The 4,515-nt window shown below is 53.9% G+C and carries 2 protein-coding genes; both read right to left on the bottom strand.

Annotation, left to right across the window (positions count from 1 at the left end; translation table 11 throughout):
• Window positions 1-72: 72 nt before the first annotated feature.
• Window positions 73-2,622, bottom strand: a complete 2,550-nt coding sequence (locus GHO03_RS23695) for a hypothetical protein (protein ID WP_178110361.1) — start codon at window positions 2,620-2,622, stop codon at window positions 73-75.
• Window positions 2,619-4,515, bottom strand: a 1,897-nt coding sequence (locus tag GHO03_RS25675; RefSeq protein ID WP_306108805.1) for a hypothetical protein, incomplete at its 5' end; no start/stop codon positions are given. The genes GHO03_RS25675 and GHO03_RS23695, both read right to left, overlap by 4 nt.

Below are 4,515 nucleotides of genomic sequence, written 5' to 3'. Positions count from 1 at the left end.
GTTGCTTGGTCATCTGACACCTCGATATGGCGAGCATTCTCGCCTAAATGAGTGTCCGGTTTCATTAGACCACTACACCCGCTCAAGCATAAGGTCTCGTTCATCAGTAGAGAAATCGACCCAGTTGAGATTGACCTCTCGCCCCGTCTGCTCAGCGTACGACGCGTAAGCCAGCATCGACTCAATCGCACGGATTCGCGAAATCGCCCAATATCGCACCACTGGCTTGAACCGTTCCCGCGCAGGCTTATGTCGAGCGTTCCTTAGCTCTTTTAGAGCACTGATCCGGCCAAGAATCTCGAGCATCAATCTGCACTCAGAACTGATGTCGTCATTACCTCCGGCCTTGATAGTAGGCTGACTTACCCCGGCGATCATGGCGACACTACGCGCGCTGAATACCCAGTTTCGAGGACTCCACTGCCAGGCCATTGCCATGATCTGAGGCAAACTATGGATATAGTGCAGCAGCGTAGTTTTCGGGCTGCCGTGGCCCAGGACGGCGCTGACTATATGAATAATGCGCCGAGTCGGCCCTGAGTTAGTAGATAGCATCGTGTCCTGCAATCTACGATCATCTCTCAGCCAACGCGTGGTCAGGGGAGCATCACGAAAAATGAGCTCCGGAGAAAAGCCGCTGAGCGCTCCCATCAGCTTCAGCGACAGCCATGTTGCGCAGGAGTGGCGCAGATGGTGGTAGTGCACGAACTCATTACCTGTAACCGCACGCATGCAATCGTGCACCGCTGGAAGCAGGTAATCCTCACTGATCCACTGAGTCTTCAGTTGAGGAATGCAGAAAAGATACTGCGACGCCGGATTGATGGCCTCTTCGTCTTGCCGCTGTCTATGCCAATCGAGTAGAAGCTCCAGCTCATCCGGCTCCAAGAAAACATGAAGAGGCAACCTACGCGTAGCGTTCTGCGTTTTCAGCCCGCGCTGCGAGTGGGGACGAATAAGCAGATCTACCGGGAGGGCCAATTCAGCTATTTCGTTGCTGGACAGCCGACGTCGACCCGGGTGTCGCGCTTGAATACGGGAGCATTCGCCTACTGACAAGGTCGGCGTGTAAAGATCCTGGAGGCGCAGCTTCAACGCCTCGTTTCGCCGCAGCCCCAACCTGAATCCTAAAACCAGAAGTAGCCTGGCGGCAGCGACCAAACGAGGAGTACGTAACTCCAATCCGCAGATACCCAAAGCCTGATGGATAGACTGAAACTGATCCTCGGAGAGAATACGAGCATCCACCCGGATCACGCCCTTACCAATACCGAGCAGAGAGTGAGGACTAACCGGAGGATAGCTATAACGCCGCTGCAAGAACGTATGAAACTCATGAATGGCTTTGGCTAGAACGCGTCGTTTTCCGTCACTGCTCTGAGCCTCAAGTACAGATTCGTAAGCGGTTTCCAAAGTATCGATTTCAACATCGAAAACACTCATCCCATCTAGCTGAGGTGCCAGTGCAGCACCGAGCACTCGGGCGTAACGAGCGATCGTTTTGCGTTCGGCTGCATTTCCATATACGGACGCCCCGCCAAGCATGTAGTCGATCCACTGTGTGACTATCAGCTCGAATTCCGAGGCGTCTCCAGAACGCACAATTGGCTCACCTGCCCGAACCTGTCGGCACAAGTTCTGCAGCCACTCATGAACATCTTCCGTGTCTATCTTCCCCTCATCACGATCGGAACGATCCCCATAGGTTTCGGAGGGATCTTGAAGGCCGAGGTAACCAAACAGTTCGCCCCAGCACGACGGTCTCAGCGACTGAGACACTATCCCTTCTCGGGCCGCGAAACTCACTAGTAGTTGAGGTAAACGCGTTTGTATCTGAATCCGAAGCAGTTGGAACAAATCCCCCATGCTGCTAGGAAGCACCCACTCCGGTAATCCTGTTTTTTTGAGTAGCGCTTGAGCACACCTGAGGAGAGCTCCGCTGCGTTGCATTCGAATCCGCAGTTCCTGCACATCCCCTGAGCATCGGACCAAAAGCGCCAATGTCGCGGGATCCGGAAACCACTGCCGAAACTCCGCTTGCGTGTTGCCACGGATGGAAAGAGATAGCCTGATCTCCGGTATCCCGGCGATCCATTCGATTTGCTTAGGCGTAACGCCGAGCATCGCTTTCAGTTGAGCAGTATCCAGAAGACCACCGCCATAAGCAGCGCTCATCAGTAGAAGTCCAATGCGCTGCTCTTGGTTGAGCACCTCGATATTCGTTCTCAGCCCCTGCTGCAGCGATTTTAGAATTAGGCTGCTTCGCTGCAGATCTTCTGCTGTGTAGATATCTGGGTTGATAGGGTTCGCGGCACGATGGACCTCAATAGCGATGCGAGCGAGTGGAAACGTTGATATCTGTGCCCTCAGCCGCCAGGTGATGCTTCGCAACATATTGCGAAGGACATAGTCTTTCCCTAAGTGCTGCTCCACTTCGCGAACATCCTCGAGTCGTACCTCTCGCATGATGCTGGTTCCCGATAACCACCTTGCCAGCGGAAGCTCACTGTCTCCGAGGACTAACTTCAGTCGATCACGTACCTGCCATTTCCATTGCGGTTCGTGTGGCGCAGACGACCAGAGATACTCGAGTTGCTGTTCACTCAGCCTGGGCAGACTCATGCTTGCTCCCACGGACTGCGCAGTGCATACCAGCCCAATCCACCCAGTAACTGAGCGATCCATCCGCCAAGAATTTCAGCGTAATGAAACGGGCAGAAACTCGAATGACGATCCTGGGGCTCCTCACCTCTCAGCCAGTGCCCCATAAATGCGGCAAGTACTTCGGCAGGGCATCCCAGCTCAGCAAGTTCTGTCCTGATGAATTTGCGGTAGGCGTTTATAGGGTGAAGAACATAGCCGCTGACCAGCTCCATCTGCTGGCGAATCGTGACCGGCCTTACCTCCAAACGGCGAACGCCGCTCTCGCTGACCGACAGAAAGAATCCACGGCCCCATCTGCCGTGCTCATTAGGAGGTAAATACCCAGTCATGACTCTCGCGATCGCAGCGCAGTGCCGAAAGTAATACTCCAATTGGCGCCTCAAAACATGAGGAAGACAGACCAGTCGACTCATGTGTCGATCATCCGAATCTTTGTCAGACATTGCGCCCATGTTCGTAACTGGATCGAACTCATCGACGAATAGCAGCGGGTTTCGTATCGCTCGACACCCAGTCGACAGCATGAACATCTGCAAGACCCACAAGGTGTAGTTGTTATGCCAGGTCACCATTTCGCTGAACCGGCCGCTTGGCTTTTTACGAAGGGAGGCACTCAAGGCTGTTGAGTTAGCCAAAATGGTTTCAGGCAGAAGGCAGTGGCTTGCCCCTACGGCCCCATGCTGAACGAGAGCTGTCACGGGGAGCTCGTAAGCGAGCCCAGCGCATGCATAGACTTGCCGAAGTGCATGCCCCAATGATTTTTCGTAGACTCTACGCAGATGGTCGGCACTCAGCTGCAGGTAATAACCCGGTGTCTGGGCGGAAGGTACGCACACTCCAGACAACATGGAGGCAGCGGCAACATCGTGTGTGTCGGAAACGAGTTGGTGGAACAGATAGTTCCGCACTTTGGTCAACGTGAAGCGAGGATCATTCCGACCAAGTAACTTCAGAATACATCTCGCTTCAGTTTCCAGCTCCGCAACCTGATGTCGGAATACTCGATTCGACGATCCAGGAAATTTTCTAAGCAATGCATTCACCAAGGCCGCGCTACCAGCTAAGTCAGGTAGCAGGATCCGCAGTAGCGCAGGGCGAGTCCCCGAAGCCGGCAAACAACGATCATCACCAACCAAGTCAGGGCGACGTACGAAGACGCTAAACAGCCCCGGTGAGCCTTTAATGAGCACAAAACCATCTGGACTGTCTTCCGCGGTCTCAGCGACTGTGAGTTGAACAGTTTGGCTTGTTGGCTGGCCTAACCATAATCCGATGTGTAACAGGAGGATGGCCTCCATCCGAAGCTGCAGCCCTGGTCGGGGTGATACCCCAGATAACTCTTGCAAACACGCTTCGAAAAGCTGAGTAGCGCCGAATAGAAGATCTCTCAGCTCTACCAGCGTGAATTGGCTATATGAAAAAGGTAGTAATTGCCGACTTCGGACAATGTGAGCCTCGATACTTTGCTGGCTGAGTTTGTCTGCGACGTAAGGACGCTCGCTGCCATCGTCATCCAGAGTCCAGATCTCTGTTGATGAGCTCAACTCATCTGGTGCCAGCTCACCTTCGCAGCGGTCTGAAGGCTGCATGAGAATGCTGTAATACCCTGGCAGTTGATCGGGATCATCAGGGTCCCCCAAGATGAATCCTCTCGGATTCTCACTGATAAGGTGCGTCAGCTCAGCCTGATCAGACGACTTGCGTGGACCACGGCTGCCGCCGCCTGATCTGGACGGCGGCTCATCACCTTGGCTATAACGCACAAAACGGCAAATTGAATCGCCCCTAGTTTCGTAGACACCTCCAAGCCTTAAAATGAGGCCCATTAGGAGGTGCCATGAGCAACCAGCG

Source organism: Pseudomonas sp. FSL R10-1339, from assembly GCF_009600545.1.
Taxonomy (GTDB): domain Bacteria; phylum Pseudomonadota; class Gammaproteobacteria; order Pseudomonadales; family Pseudomonadaceae; genus Aquipseudomonas; species Aquipseudomonas bubulae.
The sequence above is the reverse complement of the archived record's forward strand: the minus strand, read 5'-3'. Positions and strand labels throughout refer to the sequence as shown.

Bases quoted from the DNA above. Each gene is read 5' to 3' on its own strand.
- GHO03_RS23695 (WP_178110361.1), bottom strand. From the start codon at position 2,622: ATGAGTCTGCCCAGGCTGAGTGAACAGCAACTCGAGTATCTCTGGTCG.